The sequence below is a fragment of the Paraburkholderia sp. RL18-101-BIB-B genome, from assembly GCF_046026985.1.
Lineage (GTDB): Bacteria > Pseudomonadota > Gammaproteobacteria > Burkholderiales > Burkholderiaceae > Paraburkholderia.
Genome location: NZ_JARESV010000056.1, coordinates 33828 through 50576, shown reverse-complemented (window position 1 = coordinate 50576; position 16749 = coordinate 33828). Strand labels below are relative to the sequence as shown.

The window sequence follows — 16749 nt, the reverse complement described above, 5'->3', positions numbered from 1 at the left end:
CGTGGCGCATAGCAGCGGCTTGCTGCCGTCGAATTCGGCAGCGCACAACGTGGCCGAACAGAGCCCACTCAACACCGCTATAGCCGCCAGCGGAAGACGTACGCATTTTCTGTTCATGGGTCCCTCTCATGCTGCTTGCGATCTTTACTACACCGTGTACCCACGGCCAGTCATGCACGCAGCCGTCGCGCGGTGATACGTGGCCAACGGCTGGGATACCTGAGCCTCGGAAGCCTGCTGCGCGAGCACAACAAGATCGACACCCGTGGTCTGCTTCGCCCATAACCGGCAATCGGCGGTGTCGTTCTGTTGACGCTGAGGGCTTTGGCCTTTAGCCGGGTAAATGATGGGTTGCCGGGCTGCCACTGAGCATCCCAGCGCCGACATCACAAGCCCGGGTGAAACTCGCATCAGGGGTTGCATGGCGAAACGCCTCCTGGACAATCCAGTTCCGGCACCGACTCACGGCACTCCGACGCCGATGTGAGAAAGCGCCGTAAAGTCGCGGACTCATGGCTTGATCTTGGTGATCTTCTGTCCTTGCACGCCGAGGCCCGCCATCAGGCCTTCCTGGCCATAGATGAATGCGTAGACATCGGATTGCAACGTGGTCGTTGTCATCGACTTCGCCTTGCCTTCGTCGACGACAACGACACTCGGTCCCATGCCGACGGACCAGCCGTCGCTGCTGTTCAGATAACTGAGCGCCGCCGGTGTCATCAGGAACATCGCCTGATGGAAGCTCTGTGCCCCAGCCTGCAGGCCGTATGACAGTGCCGTAGCGTTGTAATAGCCCAGCACCTTGCCGTCCGGGCCGAACATCACGCCGTCTCCTCCCTGCGCTCCGACAAGAAACCCTGCCTTCAGGATGTCCGGAAACACGAGGACGGCAGTGGCCTTGGTCCCCAGTTCCCCCGCCTTTGGCGTTGTTGCAACCAGTGACCGATATGCATCACGCGCTTTCTGTTCCAGCTCAGGACGTGATGACCCGGACGTCGACGCAGACGGGGATGAGTTCATGCTCGAGCAGGCGACCGCCGCGAGCAGAACCGGAATCATTGCCATCAGGCGGACAAGCTTGAACATGATAGGACGCTCCATTCAAAAAGAGTCACTGCGTGACCGGGTCCCGGAGCGGCGTGCACCGCGCGCTTCAGGTACCGGTAGTATTGGTAGCAGATCTGTCCGATGGCAATTGAACTTTGGTCCAATACGGGGCGAATCCGCACGTGTTCAGACTACGGCGGCTGTCCTCCTTCGAGGGCCGCGCGTACGGTCCTGATGAACAGGTCATCGTTGAACGGCTTGAGAATGTAGGCGACCGCACCGCCTGCAAAGGCTTGTTCGCGCACGCTGATGTTATCGTGGGCAGTGATGAAAATGACAGGCGTGCCACTGCCTGAAAGACGCTGCTGGACCTCGAGTCCATTGAGCCCCGGCATCTGCACATCGAGAATGACGCAGGCAGGACGATATGACGGCATGGATGACAGCACGTCGAGAAAGGCGTCGCCACTTGCGAAGGTTTCGGCAGCGATGCCGACTGAGCGCAGAAGTCTCTTGATCGCTCGGCACACCGATTCATCGTCATCGACGACGACAACGAATGATTTGAGTTTTCCCATTGCACATAGTCCGGTGTCCGGGAATGCACGGGGCAGTGCACTCCCCCAAACCATAGACTATGAGTCAGGCGCAAATGCCGATAGTGGACCTTGGTGCAATGTGGACGCCGAAAGGCCTCATGGCATCCCCGGACGACACGCCGGTCAGGCCGCTTGCAGCCGCTCAGCGATCCGCGTGTGAATGCGCGACGCCTGAAAGGCCGACCTTGTCCGCGATGCGAATGAGTTGGGCCAGCGATGTGACTTCCATCTTGGCCATCACGCGCCTGCGATGAACCTTGATCGTCTGTTCGACCGTTCCGAGTTCGCTTGCCACCTGCTTGTTCAGAAGGCCGATCACGACGAGTGACATCACTTCGCGCTCGCGCGGCGTCAACCGCTCGACGCGATCACGAAGCGAGTCGAACTCAAGCCGGGTCGCTCGCATTCGCACCGCGCACGCGAGCGCCTGATCAATCGCTCGCAGCAGGTCAGTATCGGACACCGGTTTGGGCAGAAAATCGGTTGCCCCCGCTTTCATCGCGCCGACACCCATCGCGATGTCACCATGCCCCGTGATGAAAATGATCGGCAGCGCCGCATTGAGTTCGCGCGCCAGTTCCAGTCCGCTCAGATCCGGCAGCTCGATATCCAGCACGAGGCACGCGGGACAGGCATCGACCGGCATCCTGTCGAGAAAGGCGCGTGCCGAACCGAATGTCTCCACCCGATAGCCCGCTGACCGAATCAGACGCGCCAGCGCGCCGCACACGGAGTCGTCGTCGTCGACGACGAATACAAGCGAAGCAGAATCTGTCATGGTTTCTATCGCGACTCATCCTGCTCCGTCGCATTCCCAACAGGCAATGTGACAAAGAATGTCGCGCCTCGGTCAATGTTGTTTTCAGCCCAGAGTCGCCCGTGGTGCATGTCGATGATGGTGCGGCTAATCGACAATCCCAACCCGAGACCCTGGGGTTTTGACGTAAAGAATGGCTTAAAGATCTTGTCCAGCTTGTCGACAGTCAGTCCATGGCCGCGATCCCTGATGGCGATGCAAATCGTATTGCTGCTCTCGCGCATGAGCGTCACCGACACTACGCGGTCAGCGGGCGGCATATCGTTCATCGCGTCGAACGCATTGAGCAGGAGATTGAGCATGACCTGCTGCAACTGCACCTTATCGCCACGCACGGGCGGCAGATCGTCCTCGACGTCGAGCGTCACGCGCGTGCCACGCACGATCGCGTCGCCGCGTACCAGCAGGACCACGTCGCGAATGATGCCCGCGAGATCGAGTGATACGACTTCCAGATCGCCCTTCTTGACGACCGCGCGAATGCGCCGGATCACCTCGCTCGCGCGATAGTCAGCCTGTACGATGTCGTTCAGAATCTCTCGCACTTCATCCAGATCGATGGGGTCCGCCGTGAGAAAGCGCTGCGCGGCCTGCACGTTGCTCAGGATCGCCGTCAGCGGCTGGTTCAGTTCATGGGCCAGAGATGCCGTAAGCTGGCCCACTGTGGACACGCGCGTCAGATGCGCGAGATCCCGCCGGTTGCGCTCCAGCTCGTATCGCTCGGTTCTGTCGACGATGATTGCGAGCGTTACGCTGCCGTCGTCGAAGCGAAACGCATTCAGACTGATCTCCACCTGAAATTCCGTGCCATTGTTGCGCCGCGCAGACAACTCGCGCAATGGCGTCCTTTCATGAGATTCCGGCAATGCGAACAAGTCGGCTCTGAGCGGAACATCGGTGTCCGCACGCAGAGCGGGCACAAGCAGCCCAACTGGCTTGCCTATCAACTGGTCGCATTCATATCCAAACAGCCGGGCGGTTTGCGGATTGACCATCAAAATCCGGCCACGCTCGTCGAGCATCAGAATCGAAATAGGCAAAAGCGCGAGCGCCTCGCGAAAGTACGCTTCGCCGCTTCCTTTTTCCATCACGAGCACGTGAGAATCGTTCAACCCCGCGGATCGTCCGCCACTTTCATGAGACTGGCGCCGAACCGGTCGTGCGGAAGCCGCGGCATGGTCCCTCTCCGTTATCGGACGCCCCGCGCGTGCACGCTGACCTGCTTCCGGTGAATTCGCTTCTTCCGCCATTTGATGCTGCTCCACGCGCCTCTCTGCTGACGAACCGGTTCGTGATACGACGTCGCGCGAACCGGCACCAGCCGACATTGTGAAAACCTGCGGACGCATCGCAGCCAGACACGCCATCGCGCGCTCGACATAATCCGCAAGATTTGGCGGTTTAAGACTACGACTTGTTAGCGCAATTCGCCGGCGACTGGCAAACACCATCAACAGCCACAGAATGATGGCGGTTTCCAGAACAATGATCGCTGGCATGACGATGCTCATGACCGGGATTCCTCTCAAGAGCTTGCGCCGAGAGATGGGCTGACGGAAAAGCTCGCTCTGGATTTCGACGAGAGATAACGCGCCTGACCCGAAGGCTGATTTCGCCGCTACGTATATGTGCAGCAGGCCGGAAAGTCAGGATCGTGATTCGCTCGCCAACGAGTTTTTTCAGGCAGCGTGTTCGCCAGATTGTGGTCCGTCACTTCTATAGCAGGTCGCTTGCGACGATTCGGTGAAATCGGCCAGCGCAGGAGACAACGCACGCATGGCCAGCCGTATGACTAGCCAGGTAACTACTACACACGACATAGAACTGGCCGGTAAATCAATCGTAGTCCTGATGCAAGCATTAGTAAATGCCGAGTTCGTGCATTCTTCAATCGATGCAATAAAATGCCGATTCGCTAACGCTGAAACAACACCTGGATTGAACCAAAGGGCAATTGTTCACGCGCGGCGTCGCTTGTAATCTGAATGACGTGAGATTCGAATCAGCAAGGACCTGTTTTGCCCCGGCATCCGCACGTTACTGGTAAACCTGCATACGTCGGAATGGGAAAAGAAAACAATTAGATTCACCATTGATGTTATGTGCAGCGACGAGGTCCCGCTAGTGGCGATTGCATCCGCACAGAGAACCGCTTGATAAACGCACGCCGAGCAGGACGAAACGGGTCGTGCTCCATTGCTCAATGGCTCTATGGCTGATTGCGAATCAGTCTGCTCGCGCATGCCCGATACTGTACGGTTGCTACAAGGTATTCCCGCCTTGGGACAGTCATGACGAAGGCCCACCCTGTTATACCTCGACGTCCCTGTCAACGATGTCGAAGTAAGTGGCTAGCGAGTATGACGGGCCGGTGACAACGCCGCGCGTCCGCCAGTCGAACCTGGCAGCGCAGCGGCGCGCATGTTCAAGCGCCTCAAAACCATTGAGTCGTGCCTGCGTGAATTGGGCATCGTGCGATTCGACGTCGGCATGTATTGCTGCGAAGCGAGTGACATCCCGATGTTTCCCCTGGCAACGCCGGCTTCGCTGAACGCACCGACCCGATCGGTCACGTTCGGGCACGTGTAACGAGGCCGCGGATTGCGCACACACGTTAGACCAAGGTTCAATATCGGTGTCCGCACGGGTCCCCTATTCTGTCTCTTGGGCACGCGCGTTTGATTGCCCTTTCCAGAGCTCGGCCTGCGGAAATCAGGAACCAGGTCAGTGTTACGAAAGCGGTGGTCGCGACACTTTTCCTCGCTGATAACCGTTTGATGGCTATGTGAGGGCGATGTCATGAACAAGCGTCTCTTATGCTTTGCGATCGCACCGGCGCTGCTGTTCGCGGGTACCGCAGCTGCGCAATACCCGGTTCTGGATATGGTTGCCGGCAAGCTCGTTCAAAAATATCAGCAATCGTCATGCGAGCAGTTGTGGCAGGAAAAGGCCCAGCAAAAAGGCCGACCCAAGCCGGAGAAGGAACAACAGGCCGTAGAACTGCTCCGCAGCGATCCGCAGATGCGTGCCGCGTTCATCGACAAAGTGGCTGCTCCGATTGCCAGCAAGATGTTCGAGTGCGGCATGATCCCGTGATCATCGCCGGGTATGCCGCTGAACTGGACTACTCATCGAGGCCACGATGACCTACGCGAAATTCCTGTGCTGCGTGACCGTCGCCGCGCTTGGCCTGGGCATGATCGCGAGCGGCCACACCCAGCAGCCACAGAAAACACAGCACACGGCTAAGGCAGCGGCCAGGCCCGCGAAGGCTGCCGCTCCGGCGTTCCAGCCAGGACTCGAACCACGCGCGATCGAGGTGCTCAAAGCGGCGTGCGCCCGCCTGGCCGCCGCCCGATCGATGGCATTCACGGCCGTCGTCTCCTATGAGAGTCCGAGCCGCCTCGGTCCTCCCCTCGTCTATTCGACCAGATCGGAGGTGACACTGCAGCGGCCGGACAAGCTCAAGGTCATCACCCTCGGCGACGGGCCGCCCTCGGAGTTCTATTACGACGGTAAGGCGATGATGGCGTTCGAGCCGGCGGAAAACCTGGTTGCCGTCGCCGACGCGCCACCGACGATCGACGCCGCGCTACAGCTCGCCTACGATTCCGCCGCGATTTATTTCCCGTTTACCGATGTGGTCGTCGCGGATCCCTATAAGGACATTGCCGACGGACTGAAGGTCGCTTTCTATATTGGTCAATCGCGCGTGGTCGGCGATACGACGACAGACATGGTCGCGTATATCACCGGGGATGTGTTCGTGCAGATCTGGATCGGCACGCAGGACAAACTGCCGCGGCGCATCTATGCCGTCTACCTTAACGACCGGACCAGGCTGCGTCACGTGCTGGAACTGTCCAACTGGCAACTCGATGTGACCGTCCCCGCGGATGCCTTTGCTTCGGCCAAAGCGACCGGTGCGGCGCGCATCGCGTTCGCGCGCCCGGACGAGACCGACGCCCCAGGAATGAAGCCGCCGCCAAAGACGAAGCCGCCAGGGACCCAATAAGGACACGCATCATGAAGACCGTCGTCATCCGTCTCCTGAGTGTGCTCGTTGCGGCGCTCGTCACCGATCCAGCCGGCGCGTGGTCGCATGCGAACTATCGCGGAGGTAGTACATCGCACGCGGCCGGTTCGGATTCCACAACCCGCAGCAATGCCTGGGGTGGCAGCGAAACGCACACATACGGGCAAGGCACGACCGCAACCGGCCGCTATGGCGGTACTGCGACCCACCAGGAAGGATCGGGGCAAACGACCGCTACCAATCGTTACGGCGGGACCGCGACCCATACATATGGTCAGGGCACCACCGCGACCAGCGCTTACGGCGGCACGGCAACCCACGCTACGGGATCCGGTTACACGACGTACACGAGCTCATCGGGCGCGACGGCCTATCACAGTCCCTACTACGGTGCGACCTATCCTGCGTACCATCCGCCGGTCGTCGTGAATAACTACGGGTCCGGCTGCTACAACTGCGGCGGCTGGTCCACAGCAGGCGCAGCCGCCGCGGGCGCAGTAGTCGGTGTAGCAGCCGGCGCCGCCATTGCTTCGGCCAACACGGCAGCCGCGACATCTAACGCATACAACGCCGGTGTCGCAGCCGGCAGCGCCAATGCGTACAACACCGCTGCGGTTGCCAGCACACAGTTCGCGATGGGTTCGGTCTACGCAGCGCTGCCAGCGGGCTGTATCTCCCCAAAGGTTCAGGGTGGCACTTACTATTTGTGCGGCAATACGTGGTTCCAACCGTCCTATGGTGCGAATGGCGTCTACTACCGAGTGATACCGCCGCCCGCATAAACTGCCGCCGCTGACCCGGTGCACTCGCTCTCGCGAAGCATCCGGATAACCCGCGCCGCTGCGGCTGTGTGGGCAGAATCGGGGGACCGGCATGCTGGTGCGCGCGCGGCGCCCATAGCATTTGCAGCCACGTCCGTTGAGATGAGCCGCTCCGCATTCGCATCCCATTTTCTATTTTTAATTGCAACCCTGACTGTTGGCGCTGCGATAGCATGTTTTTCCACTCGGGCTCTTGTAGACACCCTTGCCGTTCTTCGTCTTGGCCTCTCCACCCTTGCTGGTTTGCGTCGTCGTCACGCCGTTCTGATTCTTTTGAGCCTTCCACGCGTTGCCCGTATTTGCGTTATAGCCGCCGGCCGCTTGTGCGTTGTTGCACGCTGTCACGCCACGAGCGTTGGTGACGCACTCCGCGAACGCAGTCGAAGACAGCACTACACATATCAACATGAACAGAATCTTCATACTCACCTCCTGATGTGACCAGCGTGAGATTCTTGCGATTTCCTCCCGACGGGACGATGCGTCCGGACTGATGCATATTCCAGTTTAGTCGCATTCACTCCCGCGCATATTGCACTTCGAGTCCTCAAGTCCTATTGCGAGCAGCGATGATTCAGCCCCTTATACGTCAACTCGCACATCACGCTGGTTCAATCGCTGGTGAGTCTTGAGCAGGTGACCAGCGAACAAATACCTCCGCGATCGAGTGGTCACTGCCCAAGTATGGTGAGCGCGGCGCGCATGGGTCCAAGGGAGACTCTGACTACCCCATCGAGCGGTGTGTTCATTTCCATGATCATGAAAATTGCGCCGGCCGCCGACAGCGCGCCCATGACCAGGACAGTGATCGTTGTGCCGTTGCGAGGGGCGAACAGGCCAAATGTGCCGAAAATGATGCCCAGCCACACCACCAGAACAACCAGTAACGGCGTGGGGATGGAGGCTTTCTCCTGGAGCAATGCCAGCCAGCGCGTGGTGTAGACTTCATCGACAATCTGCAGCGCCTTGGTCTGCAATTGACTTTGCGCTGCGTTGTGCGGCGAGAGGTTTTCCACCTGGCGTTGAAACTCTTCTGTCCTGGCTATTGCCTCCGGGCCAGTCATTCGCACGACTTGTGCCGCATCACCGTCAGCGAGTAACGCGATCGACGCAGCGGTGATGTGTTTAAGCTGGGCGCGGATATCGCGTGTCTCCGGTCCATATCTGGCCAGCACGCGATCAAGACGCACGATGTTGACGGCGCTATGTACAAGCTCCCCGTTCGTCGTGTCGAAAGAGCCTTTCGCCGATGATATGAGCAGACCAAGGACTAACGCGGCAAGAGTAGCGAGAAGGCCGGTCGTCAACTTCACCATACTGATCGATTCGTCGCTTAAGTGGTGTTGCGGCAGCACGTCGCGCAGGTAGGAACATGCTAGTGCGCTGCCGAGAACAACGATGAATACAATCAGTGCGACGACGAGGTGGCTCATCCTGCAATCCTCCGTCCCGGATAATAGGGGTAAACGCCCCGGTCTTCGAAGCGACGCGCTTGCCGCGCCCGTGCTGCCGTGGGCCGACGTTCCTCGTGTTTCATGAAAGCGCACGACTGACGAAGCTCGGCCACACCCACCCCCAATCCGCATCTTGCGCGCAGCACCGCAGTATGCAATTGAACCAAGGTCCAATAGCATACTGCGGCGGCGCGCCTATCTTTCTAGATCTGCGTCACTGTTATGGATGACCTGAAAAGCGGATGGGCGGAAACGAAAACGTTGCTCGCCAAGATGTCAAAGGTTCATGAAAATGCTTCAGGTCAGCGGCGTACCGCCTACCGCCATTTCCACGGCTTTGATCAGGATGGCGCCGTTCAATGGTTTACGCAGATACGCGACAGCGCCTGACACAAGCGCGGTCTGCCGAGCGGAAAGCTCGTCGTGTGCGGTAATCATGATGATAGGCAGTCCGATCGGCGCAAGCTGACGCTGGACCTCCAAGCCGCTGATTCCCGGCATCTGGATATCCAGAACCACACAAGAAGGCCGATATGACGGAATCGCCGAAAGCGTGTCCAAAAACTCTTCACCACTGGAGAACGTTTCTGCCTCTATACCGACAGACTGCAGTAAACGCCTGATGGCGCGGCAAACCGATTCGTCATCGTCGACCACAGCAACGATTTGGTTGGGATTGACCATATTACGATGCGACCACGCAATCGCTCTCGCTAGTAGATTTTTGCAGCTTCAGCCTACCGGGAGATAGCAAAATGAGATATAGGGCTTTGGTCCACTAGCAGCGTCGACCACAGTGGTTGAGGCCGAGCAGGCATCGTATGAGGTGTCGATCAGACCGCGCGGGGATCACTCGTCGTCGGCCGCGTGCACACCGGCCTTTTCCGCGAGCCGAACGAGTTCGACAATTGATCTCGCCTTCATCTTCTCCATCACTCGGGCCCGATGAATCTTGATCGTCTTTTCGGCTGCGCCCAGATCGCTGGCAACCTGTTTGTTCAATCGACCTGTCAATACGAGCGCCATGACTTCGCGCTCGCGGCGCGTGAGATGATTAACCCGTTCCTCGATCTCCGCCCTTTGGGTTCTTTTCGCAAACTCTATACATGCGCGCTTAAGCGCACGATCTATCGCAGCGAGCATGAGCGATTCGCTTACCGGCTTGGTTAGAAAGTCGAATGCGCCGGCTTTCATCGCATCCACACTCGAGACGACGTCGCCGTGCCCCGTCAGAAACACGATGGGAAGGAGCTGATCAAGCTTGTGCTGCACCTCCAGCCCCGTCATGCCGGGCATCTGCAAATCGAGAACGAGGCAAGCGGGTGTGCTCGCCAGATCGGTTCTATCCAGAAACGCTTCCGGACTGTCAAAGCATTCGACGTGATAGCCCGAGGCGCGCAGCAAGCGGGTGAGTGCGCATCCTACCCGTTCGTCGTCGTCCACGACGAAAACACGGGTTGTGGGCTGGCTCATGGTGACTGTGGGCCGCAGCCCTGTCGCAAGCCGGTTCCCTGGGGCAGCGTTACGTGGAACGATGCTCCCTTGCCATTGTTGTTCTCCGCCCATATCCTGCCTCCGTGACCGGTGATGATCGTGCGGCTGATGGAAAGACCCAGCCCGAGTCCTTGAAGTTTGGTAGTGAAAAAAGCCCTGAAAATCTTGTCCATCTTGTCGACGGTCAGGCCCAGCCCGTTGTCTTTCACCGTAATCCGCACTCCTCCATCCGGTTCTTCGCGCACGGTTGTCTCGACCACACGTTCCGCGGGAGCACACTCCTTGACCGCATCGAAAGCGTTCAACAGCAGGTTCAGTACGACCTGCTGAAGTTGAACCTTGTCACCCCAAACCATCGCCAGATTTTCGGAAATGTCGAAGCGGGTGCGAACGCCGCGAGTCAGGGCGTCGCTATGCACAAGAACAGCAATGTCGCGTACGACGTTGCCGACGTCCAGCGGTTGCAATTCAATATCGCCTTTCCGCGCCAATGTCCGGATCTTCTGGATGACTTCGCTCGCCCGACGGTTATCCGTGACGATATCTTCTAGCGCGCCCCGGAGCTCCGCTTTGTCGGCAGTCTCCGACTCCATGTATTTCTGTGCCGCTTGCGCGTTGAACAAAATGGCGGTGAGTGGCTGCTTCAACTCGTGTGCAAGCGATCCGGCGAGCTCCCCCAGAGACGAAACGCGCGCCAGATGTACGAGTTCCTTCCGGTTTCGATCCACTTCTTGGGAGGCACTGCGATCCGATATTGCGATGATGCGCAGTACCTGGTCGTGAACCGTGTATTTCGTGGTATTGGTTTCCGCGGGAAAACCGACTCCATCACGCCGCCGCGCGACCAGCACCTGTGTCGTTGAAACGCCGGCGATTTGGCTTGCTTCGCCACGCTCTTCGACTTCCAAATGGTCGCCACCCACGCCACGAATCGGGAATAGAATCTCCGTCGACGCGCCGGCCAGCTGTTCTCTGGTGTAGCCGAACAGTTCTATCGTTCGAGCGTTCGCAAAGGTGATCTGATTCCGATGGTCGACGGTGACGATCGGGACCGGCATCATTTCAAGCGCCTCCCGCAAAGGAATCCTTGCGTTGAGCATCCGGCGCGTACCACGGCCGCCTCCCAGTAACCACGACACGCACGTGACAACACGCCCTCTCCATCCCGGCGCCGAATCAGGATCCTCAAGGGGGTCGGCCGTGGCCTGCATGCTCGACACGCCAATGTCACAGTGAAGGGATGGGAGTAAGACCTGCGTCGACGTCGTTGAATGAGAATCGTGTCGTTCGCGAATCGTGGCGCCACTAGTTCGGAAAGCACGTATGTCGGGGGAAAAGCTTTGAAGAAAATAGCGTTGTTGTGCGAACCAAGCTATTGACGTTGTAACTACGTCTATCACCCGGTCTCTCCCCTGCATGATCGGATTGATCATCGGTATCTCCGTACCCAGTTCGCGCTGATTCAACCAATACGGCTGCGGCGCCTGATCTACTGGATTCAACGACCTAGTTGACTTCGCGAAAGTTGCCGTGAACATTCGGCAAGGTAATAGCTGTAATTTAGTATAGGCCGCCGCAAATTATTTACCGGGGACTTTGCGTCATTTTTCCCGATCGGCTGGATCACTATAGGCTAAGGCATCCTGCATTTTCTGACATAGATCAGCAAATAGGGTAGACCCGAACAGTTTCATTTCGTACCCAGTTAATTATCATAATGTCATCCAGGTGGTTCGATGGCGCAAGCGCCGGTGTCGCGGGATCGACAAACTTCATATATCGACGACGCTCGCGCACAACCGTGTTTTTCCATGGCGAACAGAAGTCTCGCGGGTTACATCGCACCGCAATCACCCAGCCGCCCATACAGGCTACAGGTGAAGCGCGGATGAATGAGCGCAAAGCTGAAGCAGTTTCTTGATCCTGATGCGTTTGCCTGTCGATGTATTCGTGCACTCTGGCTTCTATATGTGCATGCAGGGTACCCGTTCATTGTCGATCAACGCTCAACTCGTGCGGGTCAGGCGGGAGCTGGGCAATCCGGCGGAGCCGACCAGGCATCACCCACCCAATGCAATGATTGCCATGGTCAGCGCGACGCCGAGCGCAACCATCGCGCATCCTGTTTTCCATCCGCCGTAGCCGGCGTGGCGGCCTAGCGCCACGCCACTGGCAAATAACATGGCAAGGGTGAGTGCACGCGACACGATCAAGGCAGTCGGGACATCCCTGAACAGGATGAACGGCAATGCAACCGGAAACGTCGAGAAGACCACGATCAAGAAAATGCCCACCGCGCCGATGAAGTCATTGCGCACGAGGCGCGGGCGGTGCGGCAAAGCAGTGATGGCAGCGAGGCGCGCGCGGATGAGTTCCAGTTCCGTATCGGCAATCAAGGGTTTGATCCATCTTGGCAACGCGTCGCGAAGGGCGCGAACTCCGGCGGCCGCGTCCGGCTCGCTTCTTACCGTCGACGCGAGTGTGAGCCGTCTGCCGCGATTGGTCAGCGTGCGTATGAGAAACATCACAGCATCCGCCAGGCCCCACGCGAGGTTGCAGCCAAGTGCCGTGTAGAACATTTTTCGCCCAGCGTCTTCGCCTGCTGTCACGGCCGACACGGCGCCGACGAACGTCAGCGCCATAAACAGACCAAAACACAGTTCCGACACCCGGTCGACGGTATCCAGAACCGGCTCGCGCGCTTCGACGTCTTCCTCATCCGTCGGACCAGTAGCGTACATGAACTCTCCGATTGCGGTTAGCGCGTGATCGTACTCTGATCGTACTCACTACCCTGCCGAATCGGCACGTGGCGTTCGACACCTCGCGCCGAGCGAATGCCGTTGAGCGAGGAGGCCTCCTCTCGCGGATTGGAAACGGGCAATGCGGCGTAGCGAACGGGGAGCGCGGATATTCACGCTTCATCTAGCTGTCGGATGCGTGACGCTTGTACAGGTTCATCAGGATCGGATGACTACCCCGCCCTGCGGCATTCCGCGCGCGCGGCACGAATGTGGTTCCTCACCGCCTTCATCAGTTGACCACGAGCGCAGACTTGCAGCATACGGCGTTCGACGTGGCGACGATATTAGACCAAGGTTGTATGGCATTGCTTTACGCCGAGACCTACATTGGTAAGGGATCTTCGGAAAATTACTCAGGTCAACGTGCGCATGGAGACATGGTAATGGCGAAGACACAAGCGAAAAAAGACCCGTCCGGGACAGACAAAACGCTCTCCTACAAGGAGTATCGGAAGGCGTTGTTCCAGTTGCATGTCGAACTGGTCCGGCTCCAGGAATGGGTGATTCAAACAGGCAGCAAGATCTGCATCGTTTTTGAAGGACGCGATGGCGCGGGCAAGGGCGGCACCATCAAGGCGATCACCGAACGTGTGAGTCCGCGCATTTTTCGCGTCGTCGCGCTGCCCGCGCCGAGCGAGCGCGAAAAGAGCCAGATGTACGTGCAACGCTACCTGCCGTACCTGCCCGCCGCTGGAGAAGTCGTGATCTTCGACCGCAGCTGGTACAACCGCGCGGGAGTCGAGCGGGTGATGGGTTTCTGCTCCGATGAGGACGTGCAGAGCTTCTTCAAGGCGGTGCCGCTCGTCGAGCGGGCGATCGTCGGATCCGGCGTCATCCTGCTCAAATACTGGCTCGAAGTCAGCCCCGAGGAACAGACCCGCCGTCTTGAAGCACGCATCCACGACGGGCGCAAGGTGTGGAAGCTCACGGATATGGACCTGAAATCCTATAGCCGGTGGTATGACTACTCGCGTGCGCGCGACGCAATGTTCGAGGCCTCGGACACCGAGATCGCTCCGTGGTACGTGGCGAATTCGAACGACAAACGTCGCGCGCGGCTCAACATCATCAGCGATGTGCTTCACCGGATTCCCTACGCGGCGATGCCCCGCAGGAAAGTGACGCTTCCCAGCCGGCAAAAAGCGGACGGCTATGAGGAACCGCACTATCCGTTCAAGTACATCGCTGAGCGATTCTGACCTCGGGAGCTCACTGTAGACGAAGGCCATCGTTGCCATGAAACAGGAACAGTCGTCCCGCCGGGAAAAGCAAAATGGACCTCCACCACGGCGGTCGGCCCGCAGTTGGAAGACCCGGCTGTACCGATCGTACGGCGAGCACTAGTCCAATATGTATTCCATCATCTGCGCACAGTGCAACGTAGCCGCGCGCGACCAGTCACCGGATCATCCGCCTGATCATCCGCCTCGGTGAGATTGAAGCCCACGAACAACTCGCTGCCTGACGGAACGAACGGAGAGCGGCCATGACGAGAAGGATTGCACGGCTCTTAAGCATCAGCCTCGTCGTCGTGTTGACGGGCTGCCCATCGAAGCAACAGGATCAGCAGGCTCAGACGCAGCCCGCTTCAGCACCGGCCACAGCGCCGGCCTCTGCCCCGGTTGCAGCCTCTGTTGCGGCCGCAGCGTCCGTGCCACTCCCAGCCTCGGCGCCCGAGCCTCAGGCCCAGCAATTTCCACCGGAGGAAATCGAGGCGCTGGTCGCGCCGATCGCGCTCTATCCCGACTCGCTGTTATCGCAAATCCTGATGGCGTCGACCTATCCGCTCGAAATCGTGCATGCTGCCCGCTGGGTGAAAACGCACAAGGATCTGAAGGGTGAAGCTGCTGTGGAAGCGGTGCAGGACCAGGCGTGGGACGTCAGCGTGAAGTCATTGGTGGCATTTCCACAGGTGCTGGAACCAATGAACGACAAGCTCGACTGGACCCAGAGGCTCGGAGATGCGTTCCTTGCGAATGAAAAGGACGTGCTCGACGCTGTGCAGCGATTAAGGGTGCGTGCGCAAAAAGCCGGACACCTGACGTCTAACGCGCAACAGAAGGTGGTTGTCGAAGCGCCGGCCCCGAGCGAAGGCGGCCAGCGCCCACAAGGTGGCCAGACGCCGCAAACCATCGTGCGCATCGAGCCATCCAATCCCCAGGTCGTCTACGTGCCCTCCTACAATCCGACCGTCGTCTACGGCGCCTGGAGCGCTCCCGCTTACCCGCCGACCTACTGGCCGCCGTATCCGGCTTATTACCCCGGCGCCGCTCTTGCGACCGGGTTCGCATGGGGGGTCGGCATCGCGGCTGCGGGCGCACTCTTCGGCAATTGCAACTGGAATAACAATGACGTCAACATCAACGTGAATAAGGCCGTTAACATCGACCGCAATTTCGACCGTACCAAGGTAGAGGGCGGCAAGTGGAAGCACGACGCGGGACATCGTCAGGGTGTCGCCTATCGCGACAACGCGACGCGTGACAGGTACTCGAAGGGTACGCAGGGCGCCGATGCGCGACGCGACTATCGCGGTCGCACCGGCGGCGCTACCGAGCGTGCGAGCGTCGCCAACCGCGCGGAAGCCGGAAATCGCACGGGTCGCCAGAACAACGCGACCGCCGCCAACCGTACAGGCCGAACGAATACCGCGGGTGCCGGCGATCGGGCCAACAAGTCCGATCGAGGTGCTACAGCCAGCAATCGGGCACAGACGTCCAACCGCAACGCCGCAGCCGGCAATCGCGCACAGACGTCCGATCGAAGTATGGCGGCGAGCAATCGCGCACAGGCGTCCGACCGAAGTACGGCGGCGAGCAATCGTGCGCAAACGCCCACTCGTGCCGCTCCGTCAAACGCACAAACCTTCGACAGAAGCGGCGGCGGTTACTCGGGAGGTGGCCGCGACTCGGCATTCCAGGGCGTCGGCGGAGGTACCGCGACGCAGCGCGACTACAATCGCGGGCAAGCGAGCGCGCAGTCCTCGAACTATAATCGTGGGGGCGGCGCAGCCCGTGGTGGTGGCGGCGGTGGCGGAGGCGCACGCGGCGGCGGCGGCGGCCGGCGCTAGTTCGTCATACGAAGGGAAGCGATCCCAGCTGAATCAACATTTGATACGGCTTTTCTGGGCCCACTGCATAAGCGGCGTTCACCCGCGCAACTGTTGGAGAATCCGTTTCCACCTGCGAAGTGGGCGCCGAAGCGCTGCCTGGCTCGAGAATGCTCGACGAATGGTAAAGACAGATCCACTCGTGCTCGCCCGCGTTCGACATGTCGGTTTCGAGCATCCAGTTGACCCCGCACTGAAGACAGCGATATCTGCACACTTCGAGCGGGCGGCGACCCAGTGGACGCAGCCTCGTCGAACAGTCTGATTTCTGCAACTGTGGATGGGGCGCAGGAATAGCGCTTTGCAGCATTCTCTCGCACGCGTCGCAAAACATGGGAGTCAGGATCGCAGAAGAATGACGGGACAACTATAGCACTGGGGATTGCGGGGTTGGGCGGCTAGTCTCGCTACGTGGCTTGCGTAGCTGGGAACACTGCGGCGGCTACTTCTCCTCAGTCGGTTCAACGCGAGAACCTGGCTCCACGGACAACGAGGGTCACGCGTCACCGGCGCGGCCAGGAAATAAACAGTCATCGCGCGCGAACTGATCGATGCGTCGACAGGGTTG

The 16749-nt window shown here is 59.2% G+C and carries 17 protein-coding genes; 6 read left to right on the top strand and 11 right to left on the bottom strand.

What is annotated here, in order from left to right; genetic code table 11:
• Nucleotides 1-147: 147 nt before the first annotated feature.
• From P0D73_RS40000 to P0D73_RS39980, 5 genes are all read right to left on the bottom strand, one after another.
• The gene (locus P0D73_RS40000; protein WP_408289565.1) at nucleotides 148-423 is read right to left on the bottom strand and encodes a hypothetical protein; all 276 of its coding nucleotides are present in this window, start codon (nucleotides 421-423) and stop codon (nucleotides 148-150) included.
• An 87-nt stretch (nucleotides 424-510) separates the two neighbouring features.
• Nucleotides 511-1086 (bottom strand): lipid-binding SYLF domain-containing protein, encoded by a 576-nt coding sequence (locus P0D73_RS39995; protein ID WP_408183545.1) that lies wholly within the window; start codon nucleotides 1084-1086, stop codon nucleotides 511-513.
• Nucleotides 1087-1238: 152 nt separating this feature from the next.
• The gene (locus P0D73_RS39990) at nucleotides 1239-1625 is read right to left on the bottom strand and encodes a response regulator transcription factor (protein WP_408183547.1); all 387 of its coding nucleotides are present in this window, start codon (nucleotides 1623-1625) and stop codon (nucleotides 1239-1241) included.
• Nucleotides 1626-1788: 163 nt separating this feature from the next.
• Nucleotides 1789-2424, bottom strand: coding sequence for a response regulator transcription factor (locus tag P0D73_RS39985; RefSeq protein WP_132383119.1), 636 nt, complete (start codon nucleotides 2422-2424; stop codon nucleotides 1789-1791).
• Nucleotides 2425-2429: 5 nt separating this feature from the next.
• The gene (locus tag P0D73_RS39980; protein ID WP_408183549.1) at nucleotides 2430-3575 is read right to left on the bottom strand and encodes a sensor histidine kinase; all 1146 of its coding nucleotides are present in this window, start codon (nucleotides 3573-3575) and stop codon (nucleotides 2430-2432) included.
• A 1309-nt stretch (nucleotides 3576-4884) separates the two neighbouring features.
• On the opposite strand from P0D73_RS39980, the gene P0D73_RS39975 reads away from it, so the two are divergent.
• From P0D73_RS39975 to P0D73_RS39960, 4 genes are all read left to right on the top strand, one after another.
• Nucleotides 4885-5052: a hypothetical protein gene (locus P0D73_RS39975; RefSeq protein WP_408435496.1), complete on the top strand. Its 168-nt coding sequence runs from the start codon at nucleotides 4885-4887 to the stop codon at nucleotides 5050-5052.
• 210 nt (nucleotides 5053-5262) lie between these two features.
• Nucleotides 5263-5559 (top strand): hypothetical protein, encoded by a 297-nt coding sequence (locus P0D73_RS39970; protein WP_132383115.1) that lies wholly within the window; start codon nucleotides 5263-5265, stop codon nucleotides 5557-5559.
• A 46-nt stretch (nucleotides 5560-5605) separates the two neighbouring features.
• Nucleotides 5606-6478: a DUF2092 domain-containing protein gene (locus P0D73_RS39965; RefSeq protein WP_408183706.1), complete on the top strand. Its 873-nt coding sequence runs from the start codon at nucleotides 5606-5608 to the stop codon at nucleotides 6476-6478.
• Nucleotides 6479-6489: 11 nt separating this feature from the next.
• Nucleotides 6490-7281 carry a hypothetical protein gene (locus P0D73_RS39960; RefSeq protein WP_408314136.1) on the top strand — a complete coding sequence of 264 codons (792 nt, stop codon included), beginning with the start codon at nucleotides 6490-6492 and terminating at the stop codon, nucleotides 7279-7281.
• A 177-nt stretch (nucleotides 7282-7458) separates the two neighbouring features.
• Here P0D73_RS39960 and P0D73_RS39955 read toward each other — a convergent pair whose 3' ends face one another.
• The 6 genes from P0D73_RS39955 to P0D73_RS39930 form a co-directional block, all read right to left on the bottom strand.
• A complete protein-coding gene (locus P0D73_RS39955) occupies nucleotides 7459-7743 on the bottom strand; it encodes a hypothetical protein (RefSeq protein WP_408181868.1) in 285 nt (94 codons plus the stop codon).
• Nucleotides 7744-7991: 248 nt separating this feature from the next.
• The gene (locus P0D73_RS39950) at nucleotides 7992-8753 is read right to left on the bottom strand and encodes a bestrophin-like domain (protein ID WP_408181870.1); all 762 of its coding nucleotides are present in this window, start codon (nucleotides 8751-8753) and stop codon (nucleotides 7992-7994) included.
• Nucleotides 8754-9071: 318 nt separating this feature from the next.
• Nucleotides 9072-9458 (bottom strand): response regulator transcription factor, encoded by a 387-nt coding sequence (locus P0D73_RS39945; RefSeq protein WP_408181871.1) that lies wholly within the window; start codon nucleotides 9456-9458, stop codon nucleotides 9072-9074.
• A gap of 165 nt (nucleotides 9459-9623) precedes the next feature.
• Entirely contained in the window at nucleotides 9624-10247 is a 624-nt protein-coding gene (locus tag P0D73_RS39940) for a response regulator transcription factor (protein WP_342960743.1), read from the bottom strand.
• Nucleotides 10244-11701, bottom strand: a complete 1458-nt coding sequence (locus tag P0D73_RS39935) for an ATP-binding protein (protein WP_408289546.1) — start codon at nucleotides 11699-11701, stop codon at nucleotides 10244-10246. Before P0D73_RS39935 ends, P0D73_RS39940 begins: the two co-directional genes overlap by 4 nt.
• Before the next feature lie 627 nt (nucleotides 11702-12328).
• On the bottom strand, nucleotides 12329-13009 hold the full coding sequence (locus P0D73_RS39930; RefSeq protein WP_408181875.1) for a hypothetical protein: 681 nt from the start codon (nucleotides 13007-13009) through the stop codon (nucleotides 12329-12331).
• 446 nt (nucleotides 13010-13455) lie between these two features.
• Here P0D73_RS39930 and ppk2 point away from each other — a divergent pair, with 446 nt between their 5' ends.
• Together ppk2 and P0D73_RS39920 are read left to right on the top strand one after the other, a co-directional pair.
• On the top strand, nucleotides 13456-14271 hold the full coding sequence (ppk2, locus tag P0D73_RS39925) for a polyphosphate kinase 2 (RefSeq protein WP_408289542.1): 816 nt from the start codon (nucleotides 13456-13458) through the stop codon (nucleotides 14269-14271).
• Nucleotides 14272-14558: 287 nt separating this feature from the next.
• Nucleotides 14559-16142 carry a DUF3300 domain-containing protein gene (locus tag P0D73_RS39920; RefSeq protein WP_408435493.1) on the top strand — a complete coding sequence of 528 codons (1584 nt, stop codon included), beginning with the start codon at nucleotides 14559-14561 and terminating at the stop codon, nucleotides 16140-16142.
• The last annotated feature ends 607 nt before the right edge of the window (nucleotides 16143-16749 follow it).

Bases quoted from the DNA above. Each gene is read 5' to 3' on its own strand.
- P0D73_RS39965 (WP_408183706.1), top strand. From the start codon at position 5,606: ATGACCTACGCGAAATTCCTGTGCTGCGTGACCGTCGCCGCGCTTGGC.
- P0D73_RS39975 (WP_408435496.1), top strand. From the start codon at position 4,885: ATGTTCAAGCGCCTCAAAACCATTGAGTCGTGCCTGCGTGAATTGGGC.
- ppk2 (WP_408289542.1), top strand. From the start codon at position 13,456: ATGGCGAAGACACAAGCGAAAAAAGACCCGTCCGGGACAGACAAAACG.
- P0D73_RS39940 (WP_342960743.1), bottom strand. From the start codon at position 10,247: ATGAGCCAGCCCACAACCCGTGTTTTCGTCGTGGACGACGACGAACGG.
- P0D73_RS39985 (WP_132383119.1), bottom strand. From the start codon at position 2,424: ATGACAGATTCTGCTTCGCTTGTATTCGTCGTCGACGACGACGACTCC.
- P0D73_RS39970 (WP_132383115.1), top strand. From the start codon at position 5,263: ATGAACAAGCGTCTCTTATGCTTTGCGATCGCACCGGCGCTGCTGTTC.
- P0D73_RS40000 (WP_408289565.1), bottom strand. From the start codon at position 423: ATGCAACCCCTGATGCGAGTTTCACCCGGGCTTGTGATGTCGGCGCTG.
- P0D73_RS39935 (WP_408289546.1), bottom strand. From the start codon at position 11,701: ATGATCAATCCGATCATGCAGGGGAGAGACCGGGTGATAGACGTAGTT.
- P0D73_RS39955 (WP_408181868.1), bottom strand. From the start codon at position 7,743: ATGAAGATTCTGTTCATGTTGATATGTGTAGTGCTGTCTTCGACTGCG.
- P0D73_RS39920 (WP_408435493.1), top strand. From the start codon at position 14,559: ATGACGAGAAGGATTGCACGGCTCTTAAGCATCAGCCTCGTCGTCGTG.
- P0D73_RS39995 (WP_408183545.1), bottom strand. From the start codon at position 1,086: ATGTTCAAGCTTGTCCGCCTGATGGCAATGATTCCGGTTCTGCTCGCG.
- P0D73_RS39945 (WP_408181871.1), bottom strand. From the start codon at position 9,458: ATGGTCAATCCCAACCAAATCGTTGCTGTGGTCGACGATGACGAATCG.
- P0D73_RS39990 (WP_408183547.1), bottom strand. From the start codon at position 1,625: ATGGGAAAACTCAAATCATTCGTTGTCGTCGTCGATGACGATGAATCG.
- P0D73_RS39950 (WP_408181870.1), bottom strand. From the start codon at position 8,753: ATGAGCCACCTCGTCGTCGCACTGATTGTATTCATCGTTGTTCTCGGC.
- P0D73_RS39960 (WP_408314136.1), top strand. From the start codon at position 6,490: ATGAAGACCGTCGTCATCCGTCTCCTGAGTGTGCTCGTTGCGGCGCTC.
- P0D73_RS39930 (WP_408181875.1), bottom strand. From the start codon at position 13,009: ATGTACGCTACTGGTCCGACGGATGAGGAAGACGTCGAAGCGCGCGAG.